At 56.5% G+C, this 24271-nt stretch carries 39 protein-coding genes and 1 pseudogene (1 of these 40 running past the window's edge); 35 read left to right on the top strand and 5 right to left on the bottom strand.

All coding sequences use genetic code 11. The features are described from left to right. The first annotated feature begins 144 nt into the window (after positions 1-144). Genes ACTG2B_RS21795 through gpsA form a run of 3 tightly spaced genes read left to right on the top strand, consistent with a single transcriptional unit; the run spans position 145 to position 2104 of the window. The gene (locus tag ACTG2B_RS21795) at positions 145-576 is read left to right on the top strand and encodes a rhodanese-like domain-containing protein (RefSeq protein WP_005340640.1); all 432 of its coding nucleotides are present in this window, start codon (positions 145-147) and stop codon (positions 574-576) included. Between the two features lie 50 nt (positions 577-626). Beyond that, positions 627-1097, top strand: a complete 471-nt coding sequence (gene secB / locus ACTG2B_RS21790) for a protein-export chaperone SecB (protein WP_005340639.1) — start codon at positions 627-629, stop codon at positions 1095-1097. A 2-nt stretch (positions 1098-1099) separates the two neighbouring features. Beyond that, positions 1100-2104: an NAD(P)H-dependent glycerol-3-phosphate dehydrogenase gene (gene gpsA, locus ACTG2B_RS21785; RefSeq protein WP_421321432.1), complete on the top strand. Its 1005-nt coding sequence runs from the start codon at positions 1100-1102 to the stop codon at positions 2102-2104. Between the two features lie 69 nt (positions 2105-2173). Here the strand turns inward: gpsA and nfuA are convergent, their stop codons facing one another. Together nfuA and ACTG2B_RS21775 are read right to left on the bottom strand one after the other, a co-directional pair. Continuing rightward, positions 2174-2752 (bottom strand): Fe-S biogenesis protein NfuA, encoded by a 579-nt coding sequence (nfuA, locus tag ACTG2B_RS21780; RefSeq protein WP_005340636.1) that lies wholly within the window; start codon positions 2750-2752, stop codon positions 2174-2176. Between the two features lie 80 nt (positions 2753-2832). Next, positions 2833-3560: pseudogene (locus ACTG2B_RS21775) on the bottom strand (ComF family protein). A gap of 38 nt (positions 3561-3598) precedes the next feature. Here ACTG2B_RS21775 and bioH point away from each other — a divergent pair. The 4 genes from bioH to ACTG2B_RS21755 all read left to right on the top strand — a co-directional run bounded on the left by bioH (position 3599) and on the right by ACTG2B_RS21755 (position 5801). Further along, positions 3599-4363, top strand: a complete 765-nt coding sequence (bioH, locus tag ACTG2B_RS21770; RefSeq protein WP_439996833.1) for a pimeloyl-ACP methyl ester esterase BioH — start codon at positions 3599-3601, stop codon at positions 4361-4363. A 71-nt stretch (positions 4364-4434) separates the two neighbouring features. Beyond that, positions 4435-4668 carry a flagellar basal body rod C-terminal domain-containing protein gene (locus ACTG2B_RS21765; RefSeq protein ID WP_069527608.1) on the top strand — a complete coding sequence of 78 codons (234 nt, stop codon included), beginning with the start codon at positions 4435-4437 and terminating at the stop codon, positions 4666-4668. Position 4669: 1 nt separating this feature from the next. Next, positions 4670-5437, top strand: a complete 768-nt coding sequence (locus ACTG2B_RS21760) for a putative metalloprotease CJM1_0395 family protein (protein WP_439996832.1) — start codon at positions 4670-4672, stop codon at positions 5435-5437. 85 nt (positions 5438-5522) lie between these two features. Further along, positions 5523-5801, top strand: a complete 279-nt coding sequence (locus tag ACTG2B_RS21755; RefSeq protein ID WP_219594986.1) for a hypothetical protein — start codon at positions 5523-5525, stop codon at positions 5799-5801. A gap of 70 nt (positions 5802-5871) precedes the next feature. On the opposite strand, the gene ACTG2B_RS21750 is transcribed toward ACTG2B_RS21755, so the two are convergent. Together ACTG2B_RS21750 and greB are read right to left on the bottom strand one after the other, a co-directional pair. After that, positions 5872-8181: a Tex family protein gene (locus ACTG2B_RS21750; RefSeq protein ID WP_439996972.1), complete on the bottom strand. Its 2310-nt coding sequence runs from the start codon at positions 8179-8181 to the stop codon at positions 5872-5874. A gap of 201 nt (positions 8182-8382) precedes the next feature. Further along, a complete protein-coding gene (gene greB / locus ACTG2B_RS21745) occupies positions 8383-8856 on the bottom strand; it encodes a transcription elongation factor GreB (protein WP_005355349.1) in 474 nt (157 codons plus the stop codon). A gap of 249 nt (positions 8857-9105) precedes the next feature. Between greB and ompR the strand changes: the two genes are divergently transcribed. Further along, entirely contained in the window at positions 9106-9828 is a 723-nt protein-coding gene (ompR, locus tag ACTG2B_RS21740; RefSeq protein ID WP_005340625.1) for an osmolarity response regulator transcription factor OmpR, read from the top strand. Next, positions 9825-11135 carry a two-component system sensor histidine kinase EnvZ gene (gene envZ / locus ACTG2B_RS21735; protein WP_064339174.1) on the top strand — a complete coding sequence of 437 codons (1311 nt, stop codon included), beginning with the start codon at positions 9825-9827 and terminating at the stop codon, positions 11133-11135. The genes ompR and envZ overlap by 4 nt, the downstream gene beginning before the upstream one ends. Positions 11136-11172: 37 nt before the next feature. Here the strand turns inward: envZ and ACTG2B_RS21730 are convergent, their stop codons facing one another. Then, a complete protein-coding gene (locus tag ACTG2B_RS21730) occupies positions 11173-12087 on the bottom strand; it encodes a DMT family transporter (RefSeq protein WP_106844201.1) in 915 nt (304 codons plus the stop codon). Between the two features lie 356 nt (positions 12088-12443). Between ACTG2B_RS21730 and rpsJ the strand changes: the two genes are divergently transcribed. The 26 genes from rpsJ to rpsD form a co-directional block, all read left to right on the top strand. Beyond that, positions 12444-12755 carry a 30S ribosomal protein S10 gene (gene rpsJ, locus ACTG2B_RS21725; RefSeq protein WP_005307944.1) on the top strand — a complete coding sequence of 104 codons (312 nt, stop codon included), beginning with the start codon at positions 12444-12446 and terminating at the stop codon, positions 12753-12755. A 22-nt stretch (positions 12756-12777) separates the two neighbouring features. After that, complete coding sequence (rplC, locus tag ACTG2B_RS21720; protein WP_005340620.1) at positions 12778-13410, top strand: 50S ribosomal protein L3; 633 nt, start codon at positions 12778-12780, stop codon at positions 13408-13410. Positions 13411-13427: 17 nt separating this feature from the next. Next, positions 13428-14033 (top strand): 50S ribosomal protein L4, encoded by a 606-nt coding sequence (gene rplD, locus ACTG2B_RS21715; protein ID WP_005340616.1) that lies wholly within the window; start codon positions 13428-13430, stop codon positions 14031-14033. Further along, positions 14030-14332, top strand: coding sequence for a 50S ribosomal protein L23 (rplW, locus tag ACTG2B_RS21710; protein WP_005307955.1), 303 nt, complete (start codon positions 14030-14032; stop codon positions 14330-14332). The genes rplD and rplW overlap by 4 nt, the downstream gene beginning before the upstream one ends. Positions 14333-14347: 15 nt before the next feature. Further along, a complete protein-coding gene (gene rplB / locus ACTG2B_RS21705) occupies positions 14348-15169 on the top strand; it encodes a 50S ribosomal protein L2 (RefSeq protein ID WP_005340614.1) in 822 nt (273 codons plus the stop codon). 22 nt (positions 15170-15191) lie between these two features. Beyond that, positions 15192-15470 (top strand): 30S ribosomal protein S19, encoded by a 279-nt coding sequence (rpsS, locus tag ACTG2B_RS21700; protein ID WP_005307960.1) that lies wholly within the window; start codon positions 15192-15194, stop codon positions 15468-15470. A 10-nt stretch (positions 15471-15480) separates the two neighbouring features. Further along, positions 15481-15825 (top strand): 50S ribosomal protein L22, encoded by a 345-nt coding sequence (gene rplV / locus ACTG2B_RS21695; protein ID WP_005319741.1) that lies wholly within the window; start codon positions 15481-15483, stop codon positions 15823-15825. Positions 15826-15828: 3 nt separating this feature from the next. Further along, positions 15829-16542, top strand: a complete 714-nt coding sequence (gene rpsC, locus ACTG2B_RS21690) for a 30S ribosomal protein S3 (RefSeq protein WP_005307962.1) — start codon at positions 15829-15831, stop codon at positions 16540-16542. Positions 16543-16555: 13 nt separating this feature from the next. Beyond that, entirely contained in the window at positions 16556-16969 is a 414-nt protein-coding gene (gene rplP / locus ACTG2B_RS21685; protein WP_005340612.1) for a 50S ribosomal protein L16, read from the top strand. After that, on the top strand, positions 16969-17160 hold the full coding sequence (gene rpmC / locus ACTG2B_RS21680; RefSeq protein WP_005307965.1) for a 50S ribosomal protein L29: 192 nt from the start codon (positions 16969-16971) through the stop codon (positions 17158-17160). Before rplP ends, rpmC begins: the two co-directional genes overlap by 1 nt. Next, positions 17160-17408 (top strand): 30S ribosomal protein S17, encoded by a 249-nt coding sequence (gene rpsQ / locus ACTG2B_RS21675; RefSeq protein WP_005307966.1) that lies wholly within the window; start codon positions 17160-17162, stop codon positions 17406-17408. Before rpmC ends, rpsQ begins: the two co-directional genes overlap by 1 nt. 146 nt (positions 17409-17554) lie before the next feature. Beyond that, entirely contained in the window at positions 17555-17923 is a 369-nt protein-coding gene (gene rplN / locus ACTG2B_RS21670) for a 50S ribosomal protein L14 (protein WP_005307975.1), read from the top strand. A gap of 11 nt (positions 17924-17934) precedes the next feature. Then, positions 17935-18252, top strand: a complete 318-nt coding sequence (gene rplX / locus ACTG2B_RS21665; RefSeq protein WP_005307977.1) for a 50S ribosomal protein L24 — start codon at positions 17935-17937, stop codon at positions 18250-18252. 13 nt (positions 18253-18265) lie between these two features. Next, positions 18266-18805, top strand: a complete 540-nt coding sequence (rplE, locus tag ACTG2B_RS21660; RefSeq protein WP_005331162.1) for a 50S ribosomal protein L5 — start codon at positions 18266-18268, stop codon at positions 18803-18805. Positions 18806-18815: 10 nt separating this feature from the next. Beyond that, positions 18816-19121 carry a 30S ribosomal protein S14 gene (gene rpsN / locus ACTG2B_RS21655; protein ID WP_005340609.1) on the top strand — a complete coding sequence of 102 codons (306 nt, stop codon included), beginning with the start codon at positions 18816-18818 and terminating at the stop codon, positions 19119-19121. A gap of 21 nt (positions 19122-19142) precedes the next feature. Continuing rightward, complete coding sequence (gene rpsH, locus ACTG2B_RS21650) at positions 19143-19535, top strand: 30S ribosomal protein S8 (RefSeq protein WP_005307980.1); 393 nt, start codon at positions 19143-19145, stop codon at positions 19533-19535. 13 nt (positions 19536-19548) lie between these two features. Next, on the top strand, positions 19549-20082 hold the full coding sequence (gene rplF / locus ACTG2B_RS21645; protein ID WP_005340607.1) for a 50S ribosomal protein L6: 534 nt from the start codon (positions 19549-19551) through the stop codon (positions 20080-20082). Between the two features lie 9 nt (positions 20083-20091). Continuing rightward, entirely contained in the window at positions 20092-20445 is a 354-nt protein-coding gene (rplR, locus tag ACTG2B_RS21640; RefSeq protein ID WP_005340606.1) for a 50S ribosomal protein L18, read from the top strand. A 14-nt stretch (positions 20446-20459) separates the two neighbouring features. After that, positions 20460-20960 carry a 30S ribosomal protein S5 gene (gene rpsE / locus ACTG2B_RS21635; RefSeq protein WP_005340605.1) on the top strand — a complete coding sequence of 167 codons (501 nt, stop codon included), beginning with the start codon at positions 20460-20462 and terminating at the stop codon, positions 20958-20960. A gap of 6 nt (positions 20961-20966) precedes the next feature. Then, a complete protein-coding gene (rpmD, locus tag ACTG2B_RS21630; protein WP_005307985.1) occupies positions 20967-21146 on the top strand; it encodes a 50S ribosomal protein L30 in 180 nt (59 codons plus the stop codon). Between the two features lie 2 nt (positions 21147-21148). After that, positions 21149-21586, top strand: a complete 438-nt coding sequence (gene rplO, locus ACTG2B_RS21625; protein WP_005340604.1) for a 50S ribosomal protein L15 — start codon at positions 21149-21151, stop codon at positions 21584-21586. 8 nt (positions 21587-21594) lie between these two features. Next, positions 21595-22923, top strand: a complete 1329-nt coding sequence (secY, locus tag ACTG2B_RS21620; RefSeq protein WP_201968347.1) for a preprotein translocase subunit SecY — start codon at positions 21595-21597, stop codon at positions 22921-22923. A 27-nt stretch (positions 22924-22950) separates the two neighbouring features. Beyond that, positions 22951-23064 (top strand): 50S ribosomal protein L36, encoded by a 114-nt coding sequence (rpmJ, locus tag ACTG2B_RS21615; RefSeq protein ID WP_005319705.1) that lies wholly within the window; start codon positions 22951-22953, stop codon positions 23062-23064. Positions 23065-23203: 139 nt separating this feature from the next. After that, positions 23204-23560 carry a 30S ribosomal protein S13 gene (rpsM, locus tag ACTG2B_RS21610; RefSeq protein ID WP_005307991.1) on the top strand — a complete coding sequence of 119 codons (357 nt, stop codon included), beginning with the start codon at positions 23204-23206 and terminating at the stop codon, positions 23558-23560. A gap of 14 nt (positions 23561-23574) precedes the next feature. Then, positions 23575-23964, top strand: a complete 390-nt coding sequence (gene rpsK / locus ACTG2B_RS21605) for a 30S ribosomal protein S11 (RefSeq protein ID WP_005307993.1) — start codon at positions 23575-23577, stop codon at positions 23962-23964. Between the two features lie 39 nt (positions 23965-24003). Then, a protein-coding gene (rpsD, locus tag ACTG2B_RS21600; RefSeq protein WP_005340600.1) for a 30S ribosomal protein S4 crosses the window boundary here: on the top strand, positions 24004-24271 show its 5' end (the start). The gene runs 353 nt beyond the window's last position; the window shows 268 of its 621 coding nt (coding positions 1-268); it begins with the start codon at positions 24004-24006; its stop codon lies off the right edge, out of view.

The following is a 24271-nucleotide window of genomic DNA, read 5'->3' as shown; positions in this document are numbered from 1 at the left end:
CGGCCCCGCAAGCCACGCCTTTCCTGCCATGCTCGCTGCCCAATGATGATGGGAGCCTGCTCGCGCTTTGCCGCCAAGATGGCTGATCTTATCAATACCCCCATGTATACTCGGGCCCTTGTCTTGGTCCCTGGATAGTAGAAGATGCAAGAGTATTTGGATTTTGCGGCCCGTAACCCGCTGCTGACCGCAGCCTGGTTGGGTCTGGCTGGCACCCTGGTTTACACCACTGTGCGTGCCCGTTTGTCCCCGGTAAAAACCGTCAACAACCACACCGCGACCCTGCTGATCAACCGTGAAAACGCCACCGTGGTGGATATTCGCAGTCAGGAAGAGTATGCCAAGGGCCATCTGGCCGGTGCCCAGCACCTGCCGCTGACCCAGATCCAGAGCAATAATCTGGGCCCGGTTGAAAAGCATAAAGATGCCCCCATCATAGTGGTGTGCGAGTCGGGAATGACTGCGGGCGGCGCGGGCCGTCAGCTGAGCAAAGCTGGCTTCAAGCAGGTTTATGTGCTCGGCGGTGGCATGGCCCAATGGCGTGCAGAAAATCTGCCGGTAACCAAGAAACGCTGATTTAAGCAGGGCCTGAGCCCACTTATCCATATAACAAGGAATCAAACGAAATGGCTGACGAGATCAACAACCAGGAAGTACAACCGGAATTCCACATCCAGCGTGTTTACACCAAGGATGTCTCTTTCGAAGCGCCGAACACCCCGCACATCTTCCAGAAAGAGTGGCAGCCGGACGTCAAGCTGGATATGGATACCAAGACCAACATCCTGGCTGAGAACGTCTACGAGGTTGTCCTGACCCTGACCGTGACTTGCAAACTGGAAACCGAAACTGCCTTCCTGTGCGAAGTACAGCAAGCCGGTATCTTCACCATCGGTAACCTGCCTGAGCCGCAACTGGCTCACTGCCTGGCTGCCTTCTGCCCGAACATCCTGTTCCCGTATGCCCGCGAAGCCGTGGCCAACATGGTGAGCAAGGGTTCCTTCCCGCAGCTGAACCTGGCACCGGTCAACTTCGATGCCCTGTTTGCCCAGCACATGGCGCAAGCACAGGCCCAGCAGGCGACTGCGGAAGCCTGATAATGGCTGACCAGATCGCTATCTCGGTCTTGGGGGCGGGGTCTTATGGCTCCGCCCTTGCCATTTCTCTGGCGCGCAACGGTCATCCGACCCTGCTGTGGGGTCACGACCCCGTTCATGTCGCCGAGCTGGAACAAGACCGCTGCAACAAGGCATTTTTGCCTGATGTCCCTTTTCCTGCTGATTTGCAACTGACTGCGGATCTGCAATGTGCGGTACAGGCTGCCCCCGTGCTGCTGCTGGTCGTGCCAAGCCATGTCTTTGGCGATGTGCTGACCCGGATCAAACCCTTCCTGCGCCCCGATACCCGTATCGCCTGGGCCACCAAGGGTCTGGAGCCGGACAGTGGGCGTCTGCTGCAGGATGTGGCCCGTGAAGTGCTGGGTGACGAGATACCGCTGGCGGTGATCTCCGGCCCCACCTTCGCCAAAGAGCTGGCTGCCGGTCTGCCGACCGCCATCTCGGTCGCTTCGACCCACGACGAGTTCGCCGACGATCTCTCCCATCTGCTGCACTGTGGCCGCTCCTTCCGGGTCTATACCAATCCGGACTTCGTCGGTCTGCAGCTGGGTGGGGCGGTGAAGAACGTCATCGCCATCGGTGCCGGTCTCTCCGACGGGCTCGGGTTTGGCGCCAATGCCAGAACCGCGCTCATCACCCGGGGTCTGGTGGAGATGCAGCGTCTGGGTGCGGCACTGGGTGCCGATGCCAAAACCTTTATGGGGATGGCGGGGCTCGGGGATCTGGTGCTCACCTGTACCGACAACCAGTCGCGCAACCGTCGCTTCGGGCTGGCCCTCGGGGCTGGCAAGGATGTGAACACCGCCATGACCGAGATCGGTCAGGTGGTGGAGGGGTATCGCAACACCAAAGAGGTGCATCTGCTGGCGGCCCGCTGCGGCGTCGAGATGCCCATCTGCGAGCAGATCTTCAAGGTGCTCTACGAGGGTAAGAACCCGAAAGAGGCGGCCATCGCTCTGCTGTCGCGAGACAAGAAGGACGAGTAATCTGCCGATTGCCCATGCAAAAGGCCCCGCCAGATGGCGGGGCCTTTTCTTTGCTGCAAGGGCTGCAAATCAGTAGTAGGAGTGGTCGCCGCGCTGGTGCTCGGTGGCGTCTTTCACGCCGTTGAGCTCACCCGGGAACTTCTCCAGCAGCTGCTTCTCGATCCCCTCTTTAAGGGTGTAATCGACCATGGAGCAACCGTTGCAACCACCCCCAAACTGCAGGATGGCCAGTTTGTCTTCAGTCAGCTCGACCAGGGTGACCTTGCCACCGTGACCGGCCAGCATGGGGTTCACTTCGGACATCAACACGTACTCGATGCGCTCGATTAGCGGCGCGTCATCGGCCACTTTACGCATCTTGGCGTTCGGTGCTTTCAGGGTGAGCTGGGAGCCCATCTGATCGGTCACGAAGTCGATGGTGGCATCCACCAGGAAGGGGGCGCTCAGGGGATCGACCATGCAGTCGAAGCCGCTGAAGGGCAGGTGTTGATCTTCCGGGTCCACGGCATCGGGCGGGCAATACGATACGCCACACTCGGCATTCTGGGTTCCCGGATTGACCACAAACACCCGGATATTGGTGCCATCAGGCTGTTTTTCCAGCAGTTTACGGAAATGGGCCTGGGCGGCGTCGGAAATGCTGATCATCACTATCCTCATAAACCTGAGTGTACGACTAGGGTATTCATGATAACGCGGTTATTAATGCTTGGGTAGCATGCCGATGGCTACTTGCTGTGCCGCAGGGTACGACAGATTGCCCACACTTCTACGTTTGTGATGCCGCTCTCATGGAGCAGGCGGCTGAGCTGACCGGCGGTGGCGCCTGTGGTCACAACGTCATCGAGCAGGGCGACATGATGGTATTGGTGGGAGCGGATCCGGAATGCCCCGCGCAGATTGCGGCGCCGTTGCCCGGCGCTCAGGGTTGTTTGCTGCGGTGTTGCCTTGATGCGCTGCAACAGGGTGTTGTCGCAGGGAATGTCGGTGAACTCGCCAAGGGCTTGCGCGATCTCCTCCGCCTGATTGAACCCGCGCCGCCACTGCCGCCACCAGTGCAGGGGAACTGGAATGATCGCCTCCGGCGGCTCGCAGCCATCCAGATGATCGGCCAAGAGGCGTGCCAGTAGCGGTGCCAGCAGGATCTGACCGGAATATTTGAGCCGGGGGATCAGCACGGGGTAGGGGGCCCGGTAGTCGCCAATCACCTGCAACCGCTCCCAGGGAGGAGGTCTGCGCTGGCAGCGACCACAGACCGGTATGCTCTCTTCTATATAGTCAGCCAGCGGTGCGGCGCAGAGGCGGCATCTTGGCTCTGATTGTGCAACGCCTGCCGACACCAACTGCAGAGCAGGGGCTCGTTGTCGCAAGGCTGATGGCAGAGCAGGCAGCTCCCTTGCCAGTCGCCGTGGCTGCCGAGCAGCGGGCTTGCTTTAGCGAGCAGTCGCTTTAACATGCTGACCCCAAGAGCATGAACAGGGATCTTGAGTCTAGATGAGCATATCGGTAGAGCAGTTTGGCCAGGGGCCCGATCTGGTGCTGTTGCACGGTTGGGGGATGAATGGTGCGGTCTGGCATGGTATTGCCCAGCAATTGGCGCTCCACTACAGGGTTCATCTGGTGGATTTGCCCGGCTTTGGCAACAGCCCGCTGGCAGACGAGGTGGATTACAGCCTGCCCTGGCTTGCCGAGCAGGTGGCCGCCATCTTGCCGCAGAAGTGCCATCTGCTTGGTTGGTCGCTCGGCGGTCTGGTGGCAAGCCAGTTGGCGCAGACTCATCCCGATCGGTTGCACTCCCTGATCACGGTAGCCAGCTCCCCCTGTTTTATGGCCCGTGATGAGTGGCCGGGGATCGCCCCCAAGGTACTGACCGGCTTCAACCAGATGCTGGCGGGGGATTTTCGCCAGACCATAGAGCGCTTTCTGGCGATCCAGGCAATGGGCAGCGAACATGCCCGGGACGATATCCGTCAGTTGCGCCACTGGCTGGCCGAGCGCCCGACACCCCAGTTTGCCGCACTCGAGGCCGGGCTGACGCTGTTGGCCGACATTGACCTGCGCGAACCGCTGCGGAAGCTGGATCTGCCTTGGTTGCGGATCTATGGCCGACTGGATTCATTGGTGCCCAAGGCGGCCATTCCCCTGCTGGATGATCTCTACCCTGCCAGCCGCAGCGTGACCCTTAATAAGGCCTCACACGCACCTTTTATCTCCCATCCTGACGAATTCATTGAAATCGTTCGAGATTTTGTTGGCTAAAAAACAGCCTGCAAGCTTCATTAATCCTCTGGTCTGGCGGATAATTAAGCTGTGACCAGAGGAGTAACACCATGCGTATTGATTCTGCTTTCAACAGCGGGGTTCAGGGGTTTCAGCGAGCCGAGCAGATTGCCGACAAGGCATCCAGTCAGATCGCCCGCCTTAACACCCCCAGCGGGGATCAGGTGCAAGTGACCGATGAGCTCGTCAATCTCAAGGTGGCCGAGCAGCAGGCTGGCGCTTCTGCCAAGGTAGTGCAGACGGCCAGCGAGATGATGGGAACCCTGATCGACATCCGGGTGTGAGATGAACATCAATGTCAGTCTGCCTCCCCTTATCCCGACACAGCTGCAACCCCAAGTGGAAGCGGCGAGGACGGATAATCGCCGGGCAGAACTGATCCCGCAGGCCCGAGCGGGCCAAGCCTCCGTTGCCGAATCCGAAGTCGGCTCCCAGAAAGAGAAATCCAAAGCCGCTCAGGCCTCCAGCAATCAGACCTCCCAGAACAGCCGTGAAACCGGGCAATTAGCCCCGACGACACTGCCAGACAATCGCTTTGTTGAGGCAACTGCTGAGGATGGGCAGCGCAAGCAGCAAGATCCCAAACAGCAGGAGCAGCAACAGCGGCAAGAGCAGCAGGTTCAGGATCTTGTCGAGCGTGACAAGGAGGTGCGCACTCACGAGCAGGCGCACCAGTCTGCGGGTGGAGAGTACGCCAGCTCGCCCACCTATCAGTTTACGCAAGGGCCGGATGGCAAGCGTTATGCGACGGGTGGCGAAGTCCAGATCGATACCAGTGTCGTACCCGGTGACCCTGCCGCCACCATCGCCAAGATGCAGCAGATCCGCGCTGCAGCGCTGGCGCCTGCCGAGCCTTCCGCGCAGGATCTGGCCGTCGCGCGCAGCGCCGCCGCGAGTGAGGCCAAGGCACGCAAAGAGCTGATGGCCGAGCAGAGCGCAAAATCGGGCGGCGTGCTGAGTGCCTATATGGACAAGCGCAACAGCGTCATCGCGGGCCACTATCAACAGGCTGTCAGCCCGGCCTCGACCCAGTCCCTCAGTCTGCATATCTGAATCACTCTCGCCAAACTTTCAGCTGCTTTGCCTGTTTTGCAACTAACCTGAAGATCAGGCCCATTCCAATTTCACAGGAGCTGTCATGCATTTCGATGAAGTCAAAGCGGAAGATTTCACCACCTTCTCCCGTGTACCGCCTCCCCACCTGCAGATGGAGCAGTTTCTGATGCAGCTCGGGGGAGGGGGAACTGAAGGAACCAGTTTCAAGAAGAAAGTGATGCTGGCGGCTGGCTGGAGCCACACCGGTGTCGTCTCTTACGGCAAGTATCCGCAAGAGGCCTGCAAGGCATTCAACCGACTGCGGGAGGTGCTGGCCCAGCATGGAGAGCCCGAGAGTATTCTTGCTGCCCTGATGCAGTGATCCTGAGCTTCGCGTGTAAAAAAGCCCCTTGCGGGGCTTTTTGCATTCAGAGGTGTTCTGGAAGGTGTCGTTACTTTTTCGCTTTGGAGAGCGCTGCCGCGAAGGCGTTGCCCATGGCACCACCCATAGGGGGGCTTTGCCGCGGCTCATTTCTTGGCTTGGTGTTGCCGGCACTGCTATTGCGCGCTTCAGCCGGCTTGCGGGAAGCTTGCCCGGCTTTCTCGTCGAGGCGCATGGTGAGGCTGATCCGCTTGCGCGGGGCGTCCACTTCCAGCACCTTGACCCGCACAATGTCGCCCGCCTTGACCACCTCGCGGGGATCCTTGACGAAACGGTCGGTCAGGGAGGATATGTGCACCAGCCCGTCCTGATGAACACCGATATCGACGAAGGCGCCGAAGTTGGTGACGTTGGTGACCACCCCTTCCAGTACCAACTCTGGCACCAGGTCGCTGATCTGCTCCACCCCTTCCTTGAAGGTCGCGGTTTTGAACTCGGGGCGCGGGTCGCGGCCCGGTTTGTCCAGCTCGCCGATGATGTCGGTGACGGTGGGCACACCGAATTGCTCATCGGTGTAATCGTCCGGTTTCAGGCTGCGCAGCAGGCTGCTGTTGCCGAGCAGGCTCTCCACGGTCTGCTCCAGCTTGGCGAGGATCCGCTCCACCACCGGATAGGACTCCGGGTGTACCGCCGAGCTGTCGAGGGGATTGCTGCCGCCGCGAATGCGCAGGAAGCCGGCGCACTGTTCGAAGGCTTTGGGGCCGAGTCGGCTCACTTTCAGCAACTGCTGACGGCTCTTGAATGCGCCGTGCTCATCCCGGTAGGCGACGATGTTCTGGGCCAGCGTCTGGGATAGGCCGGAAACCCGGTTGAGCAGGGCGACCGAGGCGGTGTTCACATCCACCCCGACCGCGTTTACGCAATCCTCGACCACGGCATCCAGCCGGCGGGCCAGCTGGCTCTGGCCAACATCGTGCTGATACTGGCCCACCCCGATACTCTTGGGGTCGATCTTGACCAACTCGGCCAGCGGGTCTTGCAGGCGGCGGGCGATGGAGACGGCGCCACGGATCGAGACATCGAGATCCGGGAATTCCTGGGAGGCAAGCTCGGAGGCGGAATAGACCGAGGCTCCCGCTTCGCTTACCACGATTTTCTGGGCCTTGGCGGCCGGATAGCGTTCGAACAGATCGCTCACCAGCCGGTCGGTCTCCCGCGAGGCGGTACCGTTGCCGATGCTGATGAGCTCGACCTTGTGCTTCTGGCAGAGCTCGCTCAGGGTCTTGAGGCTCTGATCAATCTGGCGTTTTGGTTCGAACGGATAGATGGTGGCGTGATCGACCAGCTTGCCGGTGGCATCCACCACGGCAACCTTGACCCCGGTGCGGATGCCTGGATCCAGCCCCATGGTGCAGCGCATGCCGGCCGGGGCCGCCATCAGCAGATCCTTGAGGTTCATGGCGAACACCTTGATTGCCTCCTCCTCTGCCGACTCGCGGATACGGCCGATCAGCTCGGTCTCCATCTGAAGCGACAACTTGATCTTCCAGGTCCAGCTCACCACCCCTTGCAGCCATTTGTCAGCCGGGCGGTTCTGCAGATTGAGCTTGAGGTGGTGGGCAATGATCCCTTCGCAGGGGCTGGCACTCTCATCGTCACCGGTTACCAGCGCCAGATTGAGGATCCCTTCATTACGGCCGCGCAACATGGCCAGCACCCGGTGGGAGGGGGCCTTGTGCAGGGGTTCGTCGTGTTCGAAATAGTCCTTGAACTTGGCCCCTTCCTGCTCCTTGCCTGCCACCACGCGGGCGCGCAGGGTGGCATTCTGCCACAGGTAGTCGCGCAACTTCTCAAGCAGGTCGGCCTGCTCGGCGAAGCGCTCCATCAGGATATAGCGGGCGCCGTCGAGGGCAGCCTTGCTGTCGGCAATGCCCTGTTCGGGATTGAGGAAGGTGGCTGCAGCTTGCTCGGGATCCTGCATCGGGTCGCTGAGCAGCAGGTTGGCAAGCGGCTCCAACCCGGCTTCGATCGCCATCTGCCCCTTGGTGCGGCGCTTGGGCTTGTAGGGGAGGTAGAGGTCTTCCAGTCGGGTCTTGCTGTCGGCGTCATTCAATTCGCGCATCAGCTCGGGGGTCAGTTTGCCCTGCTCTTCGATGGAGCGAATGATCACCTGACGGCGATCTTCCAGTTCACGCAGATAGCCGAGGCGGCTCTCCAGAGTACGCAGCTGGCTGTCGTCCAGACCGCCAGTCACCTCTTTACGGTAACGGGCGATAAAGGGCACGGTCGAGCCTTCATCCAGCAGGCGCACAGCGGCCTGCACCTGCTCCGGGCGAGCATTGAGCTCACCGGCAATCTGTCTCTCTATGGTTTGCATCATGATGTTGTTGAGGGCCTCTGTGGTCGAGTCCGCGCCATCAGGCGCCAAGTGTGAGCACTATATGGGGTCGTGTTGCGGGATGCCACCCTGCGCCGGGGTCTGCACCAGTCAGACTGATAAGTCGCAGGGGAGAGCGCATATCTTGCCATTGCACCTGTGACTCAGGATGTGCCTGTGGCAAGCAGCTCACCAGCAGCCCGGCTATTTGGGGTAGCTGATCTCGTTGATATACCAGCAGACGTCACCAACTGGCGTACGGACGATGGCCTCATCACCGACCTCTTTCTTGAGCAGGGCGCGGGCCATGGGGGAGTCGATGGAGATGTAATCCTTGCGCTCGAAGATCTCGTCATAGCCGACGATGCGAAAGCGCTTGGTCTCGCCCTCTTCGTTTTCCACCTCGACCCAGGCGCCGAAGAAGACCTTGCCCTCCTGCGCGGGGGCATAATCGACGATCCCCAGCTCTTCGAGGCACTTGCGCAGGTAACGCACCCGCCGATCGATCTCCCGCAGCCGCTTCTTGTTGTACTGGTAGTCGGCATTTTCGCTGCGATCCCCCAGACTGGCGGCCCATGCCACCTTCCTGGTGACCTCGGGGCGCTCCTGGCGCCAGAGGAAATCGAGCTCTTCTTTCAGCTTGTTGTAGCCTTCGCGGGTGATCAGCTTTGTCTTCATGGTGATGCGGACCTGGTCAAAGGGGGGTATTCATCGCTAACTGCTCGGGAATATTAGCTTTTGTCCTCTTGCTGTCGAGGGAAATCGTGATGGCTCGGCTGGCGCCATTCAGGGAGTCGCTGGCCAGCGCAGTGACTTGATGGCCGTCACGCTCTCGGGACGGGTAATAACCGGTAACATATTTGTGCTTTGCTCCCGCTATATCCCCCCCTAGTATTGGGGGCAGCTAAAGAATGAAGAGGCAAAGCAATGAGTCAGCAGCAATACAAGGTCCTGGTCGTGGACGATGACCTGAAATTACGTTCCCTGTTGGAGCGCTATCTCACCGAGCAGGGATTCGTAGTGCGCGGCGTGGCCAATGGCGAGCAGGCCGATCGCTTGCTGACTCGTGAAAATTTCAGCCTGATGGTGCTCGACCTGATGTTGCCGGGGGAGGATGGGCTCTCCATCTGCCGTCGTCTGCGGGAAGCGGGCAACCAGATCCCGGTGCTGATGCTCACCGCCAAGGGGGATGAAGTGGATCGCATCGTCGGGCTCGAGATGGGGGCCGATGACTATCTGCCCAAGCCGTTCAACCCCCGCGAACTGTTGGCGCGGATCCGTGCCGTGCTGCGCCGCCATACCGTCGAGCTGCCGGGGGCTCCCTCTGCTGCAGAAAAGGTGGTCAACTTCGGAGCTTTTCAACTCAATCTCGCGACCCGCGAGCTGAGTCGGGATGGCGAGCCGATGGCGCTCACCAGCGGTGAATTTGCGGTGCTCAAGGTGCTGGTCAGCCATCCGCGCGAGCCGCTCTCCCGCGACAAGCTGATGAATCTGGCCCGTGGCCGTGAATACACCGCCACCGAGCGCAGCATCGACGTGCAGGTCTCTCGCCTGCGCCGCCTGCTGGAACAGGATCCGGCCCAGCCCCGCTATCTGCAGACCGTCTGGGGTCTGGGGTATGTGTTCGTGCCAGATGGTGACGGTGCATGAAAAAGGTCGGCAGCATGTTCTCGCGCATGCTCTGGTTTCTGGCTGCCGTTCTGGTGGTCTATCAAGCGGTTTCCTATGTCACCTTCTACAACTATCTGCTGGCGCCAACCGTCAAGCAGATCAGTCACTTGCTGGCCAATCAGGTCAAGCTGATCTTTCCGGTCAACACGGAACAACTGGCGCTGAGCGAAGATGCCGAGGCGCTGGTCTATGTGACGACCGGTACCGATATCTATACCCAGAGCGAGGCGGTGCAACATGGCTTCAACGAGGCCAAGCCATACCCCTATCTGGAGGAGAACATCAGTCGCGAGCTGGGTGGCCCGGCCAAGGTGCGGGTCGAGATCCAGGATCACTACATCATCTGGATCCAGCCGCCGCAGGCCAGCAAAATCTGGGTGCGGATCCCGCTGACCGAGATTGAAGATGACGATATCGAACCCCTCATCATCTATCTGAGCGTGCTGCTGGTGATCACCCTGTTTGCGGCCTGGCGCTTTGCACGGCAGCTGGTGCGCCCGCTCGAGGATCTCGAGGCTGGTGCAGTTGCGGTGGCCAGAGGCCATTTCCCCGAGGCGCTGGGGGAGCTGGGATCACGGGAAGTAAGGCGACTGACCCGCACCTTCAACCACATGTCGCACTCCATCAAGAGCCTGATCGAGGAGCGTAACCTGATGATGGCGGGGGTTTCCCACGATCTGCGCACTCCGCTGACCCGCATCCGGCTGGCGACCGAGATGATGTCCTCCGGTGACGAGTACCTCAAGGAGAGCATCAACGCCGACATCGATGAGTCCAATGCCATCATCGATCAGTTCATCGATTACATCCGCCCGGATGAGGGCCAGGATCTGGAGCCGATCGATCTGACCCAGCTGGTGCACGATACCTTGCTGATCTACTCGGAGCAGGGGCTGGAGGTTGATCTGGCGCTGCCGCAAGAGGCGGTGCGGGTGGCCTGCAATCCGGTCAGTATCCGGCGGGTGTTGAACAACCTCTCAAGCAACTCGCAGCGTTATGGGGCGAGCCGCTTGTATGCCGAGTTGAAGGACGATGGACACTGGGTGCGCCTGCGCCTCTCCGATGATGGCCCCGGCATTCCGGAGCAGGACTATTCCCGGGTGCTCAAGCCGTTTACTCAGGGGAATGTGGCGCGTACCGTTGGCGGCAGTGGCTTGGGGTTGGCCATCGTGGCCAAGATAGTCGCCCAGCACCACGGCACTATCCGGTTGGGAAGCTCGGATCTCGGCGGCTTGTTGGTCGAGATGCGGCTGCCGAAACATCAGCCACAGGAGTGGATGGATTGAGAGAAGGGCGTATCCGTGGATACGCCCTTCTGCATGGTCAGCTCTTTGTTTCGACTGATGCACGATAACGTTTGCCGTACTTGAGTTGCTGGATCAGCAGGGCGGCAACGATGAGCGCCAACCCGATGGGAGTGGCTGGATGGATGGCTTCGCCGATCAACAGGTTGAGCAGCACCAGTGAGGCAAACGGCGAGATAAAGATGAGGTTGCTGATGGGGGCCGTGTTGGTGGCATGGCGCAGCGCCATCAGCCAGAGCACAAAACCGAAGCCCATTTCGAACAGTCCCACATAGATGGCACCAGCCCATCCCTGCCAGGCGGTCATGGCAAAATCGGAGAGCAACCAGGTCGCCACGACGATAAAAGGCAGGCTGATCATAAAGCCGAGCAACAGGCTGACGATGGGATCTCCCTGATTGCGGGTGTTGAGGATCCAGTAGCTGGCCCAGATGAGGGTCGAGACCAGCGCCAGCGTCACGCCGAGGGGGCTGTCGAACTGGAGGCCGAATACATCCCCTCTGGTGGCGATCACCAGCGCGCCAAAATACCCCAGCACGATAGCGACGCCATCACGCCGACGCAGCTTCTGGCCGAGGAAGGGGACGGCCAGCAGACTGAGGGTAATGGCCCAGGTGTAGTTGAGGGTCTGTGCCTGCTGGGCAGGCAGCAGATCATAGGCTTTGAACAGCAACAGGTAATAGAGAAAGGGATTCAGCACGCCCAGAGTCAGGTAGTAGAAAGGGCGGGCTTTGATGTAGCTCCTCAGCAGCGGCAGTTTGCCCTGTTTGGCGACGACGGCTGTCAGCGTGAGAGTCGAGGTGAAGGCGGCCACAAGCAACAGTTGCACAGGTTCGAAATAGGCGAGGGAGATCTTGAAGGCTGTGGCGACCGTCGACCAGAGGGCAACGGCGCAAAGGCCATACTGATAGGCTTTCTTTTGATCTTTGAGCATGGGATGTCGTTCCACTGACAGAGGCAAGCGCACAGTCTACCAGTCTGCTTGTAACATTGTCGTTACCTGGGTGTTGGCAGCAGAGTGCGCTGCCGCAGGCGAGATCCATCTGTCACATAAAACTGCGCATAATCTGTTCGCTTTCCCTTGCGCAAATTTGAAAAATCCGTATAATCCCCTCCGCTTACCCATGAGGTAAGCCAGACGATATGTCTGCTGCTGAGTTTCCTGTTTACAGGAGCCAGCCATACAGTCCTCCCGATATGGGGGGAAACGTGAAAAATCACACCTCTGGCGGGAGAAATCTCGGTCGGGCGGTGTTGATTTATGTTCTTTTATCTATTGGAGCTCTGTCAATGCAGAACCAAAGAATCCGTATCCGCCTGAAGGCTTTTGATCATCGCCTGATTGATCAATCCACTGCGGAAATCGTTGAAACTGCTAAGCGCACTGGCGCGCAGGTTCGCGGTCCTATTCCGCTGCCGACTCGCAAAGAGCGCTTCACCGTCCTGATCTCCCCGCACGTCAACAAAGATGCGCGTGATCAGTACGAGATCCGCACTCACAAGCGTCTGGTAGACATCGTTGAGCCGACTGACAAGACCGTAGACGCCCTGATGCGTCTGGATCTGGCAGCTGGTGTAGACGTCCAGATCAGCCTGGGTTAATTACGGAAAGAGGTTGATAACAATGACAATCGGTCTTGTAGGTCGCAAAGTGGGTATGACTCGCATCTTCACTGAAGATGGCGTTTCTATCCCGGTGACTGTTATCGAAGTTGAAGCTAACCGTGTAACTCAGGTCAAATCTGTAGAAACCGACGGCTACAACGCTATTCAGGTTACCACTGGCGCCAAAAAAGCCAGCCGTGTGACCAAGCCGGAAGCTGGCCACTTCGCCAAAGCTGGTGTAGAAGCCGGTCGCGGTCTGTGGGAATTCCGCCTGAACAACGGTGAAACTTTCACTGTTGGTAGCGAGCTGAAAGTAGATCTTCTCGCTGACGTTAAGCTGGTAGACGTTACCGGCACATCCAAAGGTAAGGGCTTTGCTGGTACTGTTAAGCGCCACAACTTCCGCACCCAGGATATGACCCACGGTAACTCCTTGTCTCACCGCGTTCCGGGTTCTATCGGTCAGAACCAGACTCCGGGTCGTGTATTCAAGGGCAAAAAGATGGCTGGTCACATGGGTGCTGAGCGTGTAACGACTCAGAACCTGGAACTGGTTCGTGTTGACGCTGAACGCAACCTGCTGCTCATCAAAGGTGCAGTACCGGGTGCAACCAACGGCAACGTGATCGTCAAACCTGCCGTCAAAGCGTAACGTCTGAGGAGATAGTAATGGAATTGGTAATGAAAGACGCCAAGAGCGCTCTTGAAGTTTCCGAGACTACCTTCGGGCGCGAATTCAACGAAGCTCTGGTTCACCAGGTCGTCGTTGCATATGCCGCTGGTGCCCGTCAGGGTACTCGTGCGCAGCTGACTCGCTCTGAAGTGTCTGGTGGCGGCAAAAAGCCGTGGCGTCAGAAGGGTACTGGTCGTGCCCGTGCTGGCTCCATCCGTTCGCCCATCTGGCGTTCCGGTGGTGTGACTTTTGCTGCTAAGCCGCAAGATCACAGCCAGAAAGTAAACAAGAAGATGTACCGCGGCGCTATCCGTAGCATTCTGTCCGAGCTGGTACGTCAAGAGCGCCTGATCGTTGTTGAGAAGTTCGGCATCGAAGCTCCGAAGACCAAAGAACTGATCGCCAAGCTGAAAGAAATGGAACTGACTGACGTTCTGATCGTGACTGCTGAAGTCGATGAGAACCTGTTCCTGGCTGCTCGCAACCTGTACAAAGTTGACGTGCGTGACGTTGCCGGTATCGACCCGGTCAGCCTGATCGCTTTCGACAAGGTTCTGATGACTGCTGATGCAGTTAAGCAAATCGAGGAGATGCTGGCATGATCCGTGAAGAGCGTCTGCTGAAAGTTCTGAAGGCTCCGCACATCTCTGAAAAGAGCACCATGGTTGCAGAAAAGCAGAACACTATCGTGTTCAAAGTTGCTGTTGATGCTACCAAGGCGGAAGTCAAAGCTGCAGTTGCGAAACTGTTCGAGGTCGAAGTTGAGACCGTCCGTACCCTGAACATGAAGGGTAAGACCAAGCGCGCAGGTGCACGCGTAGGCCGTCGTTCCGATTGGAAAAAGGCTTATGTGACCCTGAAAGCTGGTCAGGACATCGACTTCATGGGCGCAGCCGAGTAAGAGGAGTTCTCAAAAATGGCAATCGTTAAGTGCAAGCCTACTTCTCCGGGCCGCCGCCACGTCGTCAAGATCGTCAATCAAGAGCTGTACAAGGGCAAGCCCTTCGCCGCTCTGCTGGACAGCAAAAGCAAGTCCGGTGGTCGTAACAACAACGGCCGTATCACTACCCGTCATATCGGTGGTGGTCACAAGCAGCACTACCGTATCGTCGACTTCAAGCGCGACAAAGACGGTATCCCGGCTAAAGTAGAGCGCCTGGAATACGATCCGAACCGTACCGCTAACATCGCTCTGGTGTTGTATGCAGACGGTGAGCGTCGTTACATCCTGGCTCCGAAAGGCCTGAAAGCTGGTGACGCGATCGCTTCTGGTGCTGATGCAGCCATCAAGGTAGGTAACGCCCTGCCGATGCGCAACATCCCGGTTGGTTCTACCGTTCACGCTGTAGAGATGAAGCCTGGTAAAGGTGCCCAGCTGGCTCGTTCCGCTGGTACTTTCATCCAGATCCTGGCTCGTGAAGGTAACTATGTAACTCTGCGTCTGCGTTCCGGCGAAGTACGTAAAGTTCTGGCCGAGTGCCGCGCTACCATCGGTGAAGTCGGTAACTCCGAGCACATGTTGCGTCAACTGGGTAAAGCCGGTGCAAACCGCTGGCGTGGTATTCGTCCGACCGTTCGCGGTATGGCGATGAACCCGGTTGACCACCCGCACGGTGGTGGTGAGGGTCGTAACAAGGGCATGCAGCCTGTGTCCCCATGGGGCCAGAAGGCTAAAGGCTTCAAGACCCGTAAGAACAAGCGTACCGACAAGTACATCGTACGTCGTCGTAACAAGTAATTGTTAACATAGAGGAATCACCATGCCACGTTCTCTCAAGAAGGGTCCATTTATTGACCTGCACTTGCTGAAGAAGGTAGAGAAAGCGGTGGAAAGCGGGGATAAAAAGCCGGTTAAAACCTGGTCCCGTCGTTCAATGATCATCCCGAACATGATCGGTTTGACCATCGCTGTCCATAATGGTCGTCAGCACGTTCCGGTTTTCGTTACCGAAGAAATGATCGGTCACAAACTGGGTGAATTCGCACCGACTCGTACTTATCGCGGCCATGCTGCTGATAAGAAGGCTAAGAAGCGCTAAGGGATAAATGATGGAAGCTATCGCTAAACACCGTTATGCCCGTACTTCTGCCCAGAAAGCTCGTCTGGTAGCCGATCAAGTACGTGGTCTGTCCGTAGACAAGGCTCTGAATATCCTGACCTTCAGCCCGAAAAAGGCTGCAGTGCTGGTTAAGAAAGTGCTGGAATCTGCCATTGCAAACGCTGAGCACAACGAAGGCGCCGATATCGACGCGCTGCGTGTTGCTACTATCATGGTCGACGAAGGTCCCTCCATGAAGCGCATCCGTCCGCGTGCCAAAGGTCGTGCGGATCGTATCCTCAAGCGTACCGCTCACATCACTGTAGTGGTATCCGACGCTAAGGCTGGGAGATAAGCAATGGGTCAGAAAGTACATCCTAATGGCATTCGCCTGGGTATTACCAAGCCTTGGAATTCTACCTGGTTCGCGAACACCAAAGACTTCGCTGACAACCTGTACAGCGATTTTCAAGTACGCCAGTTCCTGACCAAGGAACTGAAAAACGCGTCCTTGTCCAAGATCACCATTGAGCGTCCGGCCAAGAGCATCCGTGTGACCATTCACACCGCTCGTCCGGGTGTTGTAATCGGTAAGAAAGGCGAAGACGTTGAGAAGCTGCGCAAAGCTGTAGCCACTATTGCTGGCGTGCCTGCTCAGATCAACATTTCCGAAGTCCGCAAGCCGGAGCTGGATGGCAAACTCGTTGCCGACAGCATCACTTCCCAGCTGGAGCGTCGTGTAATGTTCCGTCGTGCTATGAAGCGCGCCGTACAGAACGCAATGCGCCTGGGTGCCAAGGGCATCAAAGTGGAAGTTTCCGGTCGTCTGGGCGGCGCTGAAATCGCGCGTACCGAATGGTACCGTGAAGGTCGTGTGCCGTTGCACACCCTGCGTGCCGACATCGACTACGCAACTTCTGAAGCCCACACCACTTACGGTGTGATCGGCGTTAAAGTTTGGATCTTCAAGGGCGAAGTTCTGGGCGGTCTGGCTGCTGTTAACGCTGCCGCTGCTCAAGAGCAAGCTCCTGCAAAGCCCAAGCGTGACAACAAGCGCCGCGCTGCTAAGTAAGGAGATTCGGTAAATGTTGCAACCTAAGCGTACTAAATTCCGCAAGACCCACAAGGGTCGTAACCGCGGTCTGGCCACCTCTGGTAACGAAGTATCCTTCGGTACCTTTGGCCTGAAGGCGACATCCCGTGGTCAACTGACTGCTCGTCAAATCGAAGCAGCCCGTCGTGCCATGACCCGTCACGTTAAGCGTCAAGGTAAGATCTGGATCCGTGTGTTCCCGGACAAGCCCATCACCGAAAAGCCCCTCGAAGTTCGTATGGGTAAAGGTAAGGGTAACGTGGAATACTGGGTTTGCCCGATCCAGCCTGGCAAGGTTCTGTACGAGATGGACGGTGTACCTGAGGCTCTGGCGCGTGAAGCGTTTGCCCTGGCCGCAGCTAAGCTGTCTGTTCAGACCACTTTCGTAATTAAGACGGTGATGTGATGAAAGCCCAAGATCTGCGTCAAAAGAGCGTCGAAGAACTGAACCAGGAGCTGCTGGGCCTGCTGCGTGAGCAATTCAACATGCGCATGCAAGCGTCCACCGGCCAGCTGGCTCAGACTCACACTCTGAAACAAGTGCGTCGTGACGTCGCACGTATCAAGACTGTACTGACTGAGAAGGCAGGTGCGTAATGACTGACAAGATCCGTACTCTGCAAGGTCGTGTAATCAGCGACAAGATGGACAAGTCCATCACTGTTGCTATCGAGCGCAAGGTAAAGCACCCGATCTACGGTAAGATCATCAAGCGCACTACCAAGCTGCACGTGCATGACGAAAACAACGAGTGCAAAGCTGGCGACCTCGTGGAAATCCGCGAATGCCGCCCGCTGTCCAAGACCAAGTCCTGGACCCTGGTTGCCGTTGTAGAAAAGGCCTAATCGGTACTTTGTAGTCCAGCGGCCCCTTTCAGGGGCCGTTTGTTTTTTAGGCTACCTTTTCTGAAAATCCTGTGTTATAGTTTCGCGCCTTTTGAAGGCAGCCAGATCCCATTAGGGATAAGAAGTAAACAAAGCGGAGCACTAAGATGATCCAGATGCAAAGTATGCTGGGTGTTGCCGACAACTCCGGCGCTCGCAGTGTAATGTGTATTAAGGTTCTGGGTGGCTCGCACCGCCGTTACGCCGGCATCGGCGACATCATCAAGGTTTCCATCAAGGAAGCCATTCCTCGCGGTAAAGTGAAGAAAGGTGATGTGTATAACGCGGTGGTCGTACGCACCCGTAAAGGCGTTCGTCGTCCGGACGGCTCTGTCATCCGTTTCGACAACAATGCGGCTGTGTTGCTTAACAACAACCAACAGCCAATCGGTACTCGTATTTTTGGCCCGGTGACCCGTGAACTGCGTAATGAGAAGTTCATGAAGATTGTGTCCCTGGCACCCGAAGTACTGTAAGGAGTCGAACGATGGCAGCTAAAATCCGTCGCGAAGACGAAGTGATTGTTCTTACCGGTAAAGACAAGGGCAAGCGTGGCAAAGTCACTCAAGTCCTGATTGCAAAAGGTAAGGTAATCGTGGAAGGCATCAATCAGGTGAAGAAACACCAGAAGCCGGTACCCGCACTGGGTCAGGCTGGCGGTATCGTCACCAAAGAAGCCCCCATCGATGTATCAAACGTAGCGCTGTTCAACTCTGCCACTGGCAAAGCTGACCGCGTTGGTTTCCGGATTGAAGACGGCAAAAAAGTCCGTTTCTTCAAATCCACCGGCGAACTTGTGAAGTAATTGGAGTTTAACGATGGCGAAACTGCATGATTACTACAAATCCGATGTAGTAAATGAACTGTCCAAGCAGTTCGGTTACAAGACTATCATGCAAGTCCCTCGGATCGAGAAAATCACCCTGAACATGGGTGTTGGTGAAGCGATCTCTGACAAGAAATTGCTGGAAAATGCTGCTGCCGATATGGCTGCCATTTCCGGTCAGAAGCCGCTGATCACCAAAGCTCGCAAATCTGTTGCGGGCTTCAAGATTCGTGAAGGCTACCCGATAGGTTGTAAAGTAACCCTGCGTGGCGAGCGTATGTGGGAGTTCCTGGAACGGCTGATCTGCATCTCCGTACCGCGTATCCGTGACTTCCGTGGCCTGAACGCTAAAGCGTTCGACGGTCGTGGTAACTACTCCATGGGCGTGCGTGAGCAGATCATCTTCCCGGAAATCGACTATGACAAAGTCGATCGCGTCCGTGGTCTGGATATCACCATCACCACTTCCGCGAATACCGATGAAGAAGGCCGTGCTCTGCTGGCTGCCTTTAACTTCCCATTCCGCAAGTAAGGTTAGGGTTATGGCTAAAACATCCATGAAAGCGCGCGAAGCAAAGCGTGCCAAGCTGGTAGCCAAGTACGCGACCAAGCGTGCCGAGCTGAAAGCTATCATCGTTGACATGAACGCTTCTGAAGAAGCGCGTTGGGATGCTGTACTGCAACTGCAACAGCTGCCCCGTGATTCCAGTCCGTCCCGCCAGCGTAACCGTTGCAATATTACTGGTCGTCCGCACGGTTTCCTGCGCAAGTTTGGCCTGTCTCGCATCAAAGTGCGTGAGCATGCCATGAAGGGCGAAATTCCGGGCCTGAAGAAGGCTTCTTGGTAACGAATCTCGGGAGTTAGACTTATGAGCATGCAAGATCCGATCGCGGATATGCTGACCCGCATCCGTAACGGTCAGGCGGCGAGCAAAGTTGCGGTTTCCATGCCTTCTTCCAAGCTGAAAGTGGCTATCGCCAAAGTGCTGAAAGAAGAAGGTTACATCGCTGGCTACTCCGTAGCTGGTGACGTGAAGCCGGAACTGGAAATTGAACTGAAATATTTCCAGGGCAAGCCAGTTGTAGAACTGATCCAACGCGTAAGCCGTCCAGGCCTGCGTATTTACAAGCGCACTACTGATCTGCCGAAAGTTATGGGCGGTCTCGGTGTTGCTATCGTGTCCACGTCTAAAGGTGTGATGACTGACCGTGCTGCTCGCAAAGCAAGCATGGGCGGTGAGATCATCTGCTACGTCGCTTAATAGGAGGTAGGAAATGTCTCGTGTTGCTAAGGCACCCGTCACTATTCCTGCTGGCGTAGAGGTGACTCTGAACGGCCAGGAACTGACCATCAAAGGTGGTAAAGGTTCTCTGGTTCGCTCTATTCACGCCGGTGTAGAAGTGACCAAAGAAGACAATGTACTGAAGTTCGCCCCGCGCGGCAGCATCGCTGGTGCTGACGCTCAGGCCGGTACTGCCCGTGCATTGGTCAACAACATGGTAATCGGTGTTACCCAAGGCTTCGAGCGCAAGCTGCAGCTGGTTGGTGTAGGTTATAAAGCCTCCATCAAGGGCAATGCTGTTGCGCTGGCTCTGGGCTTCTCTCACCCGGTAGAGCATGCGCTGCCGGCTGGTGTGACCGCTGAGTGCCCGACTGCTACAGAAATCGTTCTGCGTGGCGTCGACAAGCAGCTGGTTGGCCAAGTCGCCGCCGATATCCGTGCTTACCGCGCTCCGGAGCCCTACAAGGGCAAGGGTGTACGCTATGCCAACGAGCAAGTGCGTACTAAAGAAGCTAAGAAGAAGTAAGGTAACACTATGGACAAGAAAGCAGCTCGTCTCCGTCGTGCTACTCGTGCTCGGAAAAAGATGCAGGAACTGGGAGCTACCCGTCTGGTTGTTCACCGTACCCCGCGTCATATCTATGCGCAGGTTATTGCAGCCAACGGTTCCGAAGTTCTGGCCTCTGCTTCCACAGTAGAGAAAGCCATCAGTGAAGCTCTGAAATACACCGGTAACGCAGATGCTGCTACCGCTGTAGGTAAGGCTATCGCTGAGCGTGCTATTGCCAAAGGCGTTCAGAACGTATCTTTCGATCGTTCCGGTTTCAAGTATCACGGTCGCATTGCTGCCTTGGCAGCTGCCGCACGTGACGCTGGTCTTCAGTTCTAAGCTAGGAGTCGAAGATGGCTAAAGTCGAATCTCAAGCCGGCGAACTGCAAGAAAAGCTCATTGCAGTAAACCGTGTTTCGAAAACTGTTAAAGGTGGTCGTATCATGTCCTTCACCGCGTTGACCGTGGTGGGTGATGGTAACGGCCGTGTAGGTTACGGTTACGGTAAAGCCCGTGAAGTTCCGGCTGCTATTCAAAAAGCAATGGAACAGGCTAAGCGTAACCTGAACAAGGTTGAGCTGAACAACGGCACTCTGCACCACCCGGTGCGTGGTGTTCACTCTGGCTCCACCGTGTTCATGAAGCCGGCCTCCCAAGGTACTGGTATCATTGCAGGCGGCGCCATGCGCGCTGTTCTGGAAGTTGCCGGTATCCACAACGTGCTGGCCAAGACCTACGGTTCCACCAACCCAATCAACGTTGTTCGCGCTACTGTAGACGCTCTGGTTCACGGTCAATCACCGGAACAGATCGCTGCCAAGCGTGGTCTGCGCGTTGAAGAAATTCTGGGGTAATGCGACATGGCTAACACTGTAAAAGTAACTCAAACTCGCAGCTCTATCGGCCGTCTGCCAAAGCACAAGGCGACTCTGCGTGGTCTGGGTCTGCGTCGCATTGGTCACACCGTTGAGCTGGAAGATACTCCTTGCGTACGCGGCATGATCAACCAGGTTTATTACATGGTTAAGGTGGAGGGCTAAGCATGCGTCTGAACACTCTGTCTCCGGCCGCTGGTTCCAAGCCTGAAAAACAACGTCGTGGTCGTGGTATCGGCTCCGGCCTGGGCAAGACTGGTGGTCGTGGTGTTAAAGGCCAAACCTCTCGTTCCGGTGGCGGCAAAGTTCGCAACGGTTTCGAAGGTGGCCAGATGCCTTTGAAAATCCGTCTGCCGAAGTTCGGTTTCTTCTCTCGCAAATCTTTGGTTTCTGCCGAAGTGCGTCTGAACGAAATCGCCCTGGTAGAAGGTGATGTGGTCGACCTGAGCACTCTGAAGCAAGCCGGTGTTGTTACTAAGAACATCGTGTTCGCTAAAGTTGTTCTGTCAGGCAACATTGACCGTGCTGTGACCGTTCGTGGTCTGTCCGTCACCAAAGGTGCACGCGCAGCCATCGAGGCCGCTGGCGGTAAAATCGAGGAATAATCAGTACAATGGCTAAGAAACCAGGATTGGATGTTAAAGCACAGGGTGGTCTGAGTGAACTGAAGAGCCGTCTGCTCTTCGTTCTCGGGGCGATTATCGTTTTCCGTGCAGGCTCTTATGTGCCGATTCCTGGTATTGACGCCGCCGTACTGGCCGAGTTGTTCCAGCAACAGAAGGGCACCATCATTGAGATGTTCAACATGTTCAGTGGTGGTGCACTCTCGCGTGCTTCTATTCTTGCGTTGGGGATCATGCCGTACATTTCGGCGTCGATCATTATCCAGCTGCTGACAGTGGTTCACCCCACTCTTGCTGAACTCAAGAAAGAAGGTGAATCCGGCCGTCGCAAGATTAGCCAATATACCCGTTGGGGCACGCTGGTTTTGGGAACTTTCCAGGCCATTGGTATTGCAACCGGTCTGCCGAATATGATGCATGGACTCGTGACTAATCCGGGTCTAGGATTCTATTTCACAGCGGTTGTGAGTCTGGTCACCGGTACCATGTTTTTGATGTGGTTGGGTGAACAGATTACCGAGCGTGGGATTGGTAATGGTATCTCGTTGATTATTTTCACAGGTATCGTTGCTGGTCTGCCGCATGCCATTGGCGCTACGGCCGAACAGGCACGTCAAGGGGAATTGCACATCCTGCTGTTGTTGTTGCTGGGCTTGATTGTTTTCGCAGTGACTTACTTTGTGGTGTTCGTGGAGCGTGGTCAGCGTCGTATCGTCGTTAACTATGCCAAGCGTCAACAAGGCCGCCAGGTATTTGCCGCGCAAAGCACACACCTGCCGTTGAAAGTGAATATGGCTGGTGTGATTCCTGCGATTTTCGCATCCAGTATCATCCTCTTCCCGGGGACCATTACCTCCTGGTTTGGTCAGGGTGAGGGTAAAGTAGCTGATATCCTGCAACAGGTCTCTATGGTCCTGCAGCCGGGTCAACCGCTTTACGAGATGCTGTATGCAGCAGCCATTATCTTCTTCTGCTTCTTCTATACCGCGCTGGTGTTCAACCCCCGCGAGACAGCAGATAATCTGAAGAAGAGTGGAGCCTTTATCCCGGGGATTCGCCCGGGCGAGCAGACAGCACGTTACATCGATAAGGTTATGACTCGCCTGACATTGGCAGGTGCGCTCTATATAACCTTTATCTGTCTGGTACCCCAGTTCTTGATGACTGCCTGGAACGTACAGTTCTACTTCGGTGGCACTTCGCTGCTGATTATCGTGGTAGTTATCATGGACTTCATGGCTCAGGTACAAACCCATATGATGTCTCATCAATATGGCGACGTCCTGAGGAAGGCCAACCTGAAGGGCTACGGCCGCTAAAGGTCGGCGTAGTTACGGAGTTAAGCAATGAAAGTTCGTGCTTCCGTTAAGGCAATCTGCCGTAACTGCAAAATCATCAAGCGTCACGGTGTGGTGCGTGTGATTTGCAGCGAGCCAAAGCATAAACAGCGCCAAGGCTAATTTTTTACGGTTAGTACTTGCAACAAATAGTTGTGCTGGCTAATATAGCCAGCCAACTTTTGTTGTGTATTGGTTGACCGCCACGTATCCGCTCACGGGCTTTGTGGTGGTCGTAATCTACTATATGTAGGAGTGAATAGTGGCCCGTATCGCTGGCATTAACATTCCTGACCATAAGCATGCAGTCATCGCTTTGACTGCGATTTATGGCGTCGGTCGTACCCGCTCCAAGGCCATCTGTGCCGCAGCCGGTATCGCTGAGAATGTGAAAATTAAAGACCTGGACGAAGCTCAGATCGAGAGTCTGCGTGAACAAGTAGGTAAATTCACCGTTGAAGGTGACCTGCGTCGTCAGATTTCCATGAACATCAAGCGATTGATGGATCTGGGTTGCTACCGTGGTTTGCGTCACCGTCGTAGCCTGCCTGTTCGTGGTCAACGTACCAAGACCAACGCTCGTACCCGTAAGGGTCCGCGCAAGGCTATCAAGAAGTAACGGGAAGGTAGAAAATGGCTAAAACTCCGACTCGTGCTCGCAAGCGCGTTAAAAAGCAAGTGAGCGACGGTATTGCGCACGTTCATGCATCTTTCAACAACACAATCGTGACCATTACTGACCGTCAGGGCAATGCTCTGTCTTGGGCTACTTCTGGTGGTTCCGGTTTCCGTGGTTCTCGTAAGTCCACCCCGTTCGCTGCTCAGGTAGCTGCCGAGCGCGCTGGTGAGATGGCCAAAGAATATGGCGTCAAGAACCTGGAAGTCATGGTCAAAGGTCCGGGTCCCGGTCGTGAGTCTTCCATCCGCGCCCTGAACGCGGCTGGTTTCCGCATCACTAACATTACTGATGTGACTCCGATCCCGCACAACGGTTGTCGTCCTCCCAAGAAGCGCCGCGTATAACGCTGTAGCTACTTGGTCTAGGATTGTTGGAGAAAGAAGATGGCAAGATATATCGGTCCTAAGCTTAAGCTTAGCCGTCGTGAGGGCACCGACCTCTTCCTGAAGTCAGGTGTTCGTGCGATTGATTCTAAGTGCAAGATTGACACCGCCCCTGGTCAGCACGGTGCGCGTAAAGCGCGTCTGTCGGACTACGGTGTTCAGCTGCGCGAGAAACAAAAAGTTCGTCGTATCTACGGCGTATTGGAAAAACAGTTCCGCAACTACTACCGCGACGCTGCCCGTCAAAAGGGTAACACCGGTGAAAACC

This window comes from Aeromonas sp. 30P, assembly GCF_051919805.1.
GTDB lineage: Bacteria > Pseudomonadota > Gammaproteobacteria > Enterobacterales > Aeromonadaceae > Aeromonas > Aeromonas veronii.
This window is presented reverse-complemented; position numbering and strand designations above follow the sequence as displayed.

Bases quoted from the DNA above. Each gene is read 5' to 3' on its own strand.
- ACTG2B_RS21795 (WP_005340640.1), top strand. From the start codon at position 145: ATGCAAGAGTATTTGGATTTTGCGGCCCGTAACCCGCTGCTGACCGCA.
- secB (WP_005340639.1), top strand. From the start codon at position 627: ATGGCTGACGAGATCAACAACCAGGAAGTACAACCGGAATTCCACATC.
- gpsA (WP_421321432.1), top strand. From the start codon at position 1,100: ATGGCTGACCAGATCGCTATCTCGGTCTTGGGGGCGGGGTCTTATGGC.
- nfuA (WP_005340636.1), bottom strand. From the start codon at position 2,752: ATGATCAGCATTTCCGACGCCGCCCAGGCCCATTTCCGTAAACTGCTG.
- bioH (WP_439996833.1), top strand. From the start codon at position 3,599: ATGAGCATATCGGTAGAGCAGTTTGGCCAGGGGCCCGATCTGGTGCTG.
- ACTG2B_RS21765 (WP_069527608.1), top strand. From the start codon at position 4,435: ATGCGTATTGATTCTGCTTTCAACAGCGGGGTTCAGGGGTTTCAGCGA.
- ACTG2B_RS21760 (WP_439996832.1), top strand. From the start codon at position 4,670: ATGAACATCAATGTCAGTCTGCCTCCCCTTATCCCGACACAGCTGCAA.
- ACTG2B_RS21755 (WP_219594986.1), top strand. From the start codon at position 5,523: ATGCATTTCGATGAAGTCAAAGCGGAAGATTTCACCACCTTCTCCCGT.
- ACTG2B_RS21750 (WP_439996972.1), bottom strand. From the start codon at position 8,181: ATGATGCAAACCATAGAGAGACAGATTGCCGGTGAGCTCAATGCTCGC.
- greB (WP_005355349.1), bottom strand. From the start codon at position 8,856: ATGAAGACAAAGCTGATCACCCGCGAAGGCTACAACAAGCTGAAAGAA.
- ompR (WP_005340625.1), top strand. From the start codon at position 9,106: ATGAGTCAGCAGCAATACAAGGTCCTGGTCGTGGACGATGACCTGAAA.
- envZ (WP_064339174.1), top strand. From the start codon at position 9,825: ATGAAAAAGGTCGGCAGCATGTTCTCGCGCATGCTCTGGTTTCTGGCT.
- ACTG2B_RS21730 (WP_106844201.1), bottom strand. From the start codon at position 12,087: ATGCTCAAAGATCAAAAGAAAGCCTATCAGTATGGCCTTTGCGCCGTT.
- rpsJ (WP_005307944.1), top strand. From the start codon at position 12,444: ATGCAGAACCAAAGAATCCGTATCCGCCTGAAGGCTTTTGATCATCGC.
- rplC (WP_005340620.1), top strand. From the start codon at position 12,778: ATGACAATCGGTCTTGTAGGTCGCAAAGTGGGTATGACTCGCATCTTC.
- rplD (WP_005340616.1), top strand. From the start codon at position 13,428: ATGGAATTGGTAATGAAAGACGCCAAGAGCGCTCTTGAAGTTTCCGAG.
- rplW (WP_005307955.1), top strand. From the start codon at position 14,030: ATGATCCGTGAAGAGCGTCTGCTGAAAGTTCTGAAGGCTCCGCACATC.
- rplB (WP_005340614.1), top strand. From the start codon at position 14,348: ATGGCAATCGTTAAGTGCAAGCCTACTTCTCCGGGCCGCCGCCACGTC.
- rpsS (WP_005307960.1), top strand. From the start codon at position 15,192: ATGCCACGTTCTCTCAAGAAGGGTCCATTTATTGACCTGCACTTGCTG.
- rplV (WP_005319741.1), top strand. From the start codon at position 15,481: ATGGAAGCTATCGCTAAACACCGTTATGCCCGTACTTCTGCCCAGAAA.
- rpsC (WP_005307962.1), top strand. From the start codon at position 15,829: ATGGGTCAGAAAGTACATCCTAATGGCATTCGCCTGGGTATTACCAAG.
- rplP (WP_005340612.1), top strand. From the start codon at position 16,556: ATGTTGCAACCTAAGCGTACTAAATTCCGCAAGACCCACAAGGGTCGT.
- rpmC (WP_005307965.1), top strand. From the start codon at position 16,969: ATGAAAGCCCAAGATCTGCGTCAAAAGAGCGTCGAAGAACTGAACCAG.
- rpsQ (WP_005307966.1), top strand. From the start codon at position 17,160: ATGACTGACAAGATCCGTACTCTGCAAGGTCGTGTAATCAGCGACAAG.
- rplN (WP_005307975.1), top strand. From the start codon at position 17,555: ATGATCCAGATGCAAAGTATGCTGGGTGTTGCCGACAACTCCGGCGCT.
- rplX (WP_005307977.1), top strand. From the start codon at position 17,935: ATGGCAGCTAAAATCCGTCGCGAAGACGAAGTGATTGTTCTTACCGGT.
- rplE (WP_005331162.1), top strand. From the start codon at position 18,266: ATGGCGAAACTGCATGATTACTACAAATCCGATGTAGTAAATGAACTG.
- rpsN (WP_005340609.1), top strand. From the start codon at position 18,816: ATGGCTAAAACATCCATGAAAGCGCGCGAAGCAAAGCGTGCCAAGCTG.
- rpsH (WP_005307980.1), top strand. From the start codon at position 19,143: ATGAGCATGCAAGATCCGATCGCGGATATGCTGACCCGCATCCGTAAC.
- rplF (WP_005340607.1), top strand. From the start codon at position 19,549: ATGTCTCGTGTTGCTAAGGCACCCGTCACTATTCCTGCTGGCGTAGAG.
- rplR (WP_005340606.1), top strand. From the start codon at position 20,092: ATGGACAAGAAAGCAGCTCGTCTCCGTCGTGCTACTCGTGCTCGGAAA.
- rpsE (WP_005340605.1), top strand. From the start codon at position 20,460: ATGGCTAAAGTCGAATCTCAAGCCGGCGAACTGCAAGAAAAGCTCATT.
- rpmD (WP_005307985.1), top strand. From the start codon at position 20,967: ATGGCTAACACTGTAAAAGTAACTCAAACTCGCAGCTCTATCGGCCGT.
- rplO (WP_005340604.1), top strand. From the start codon at position 21,149: ATGCGTCTGAACACTCTGTCTCCGGCCGCTGGTTCCAAGCCTGAAAAA.
- secY (WP_201968347.1), top strand. From the start codon at position 21,595: ATGGCTAAGAAACCAGGATTGGATGTTAAAGCACAGGGTGGTCTGAGT.
- rpmJ (WP_005319705.1), top strand. From the start codon at position 22,951: ATGAAAGTTCGTGCTTCCGTTAAGGCAATCTGCCGTAACTGCAAAATC.
- rpsK (WP_005307993.1), top strand. From the start codon at position 23,575: ATGGCTAAAACTCCGACTCGTGCTCGCAAGCGCGTTAAAAAGCAAGTG.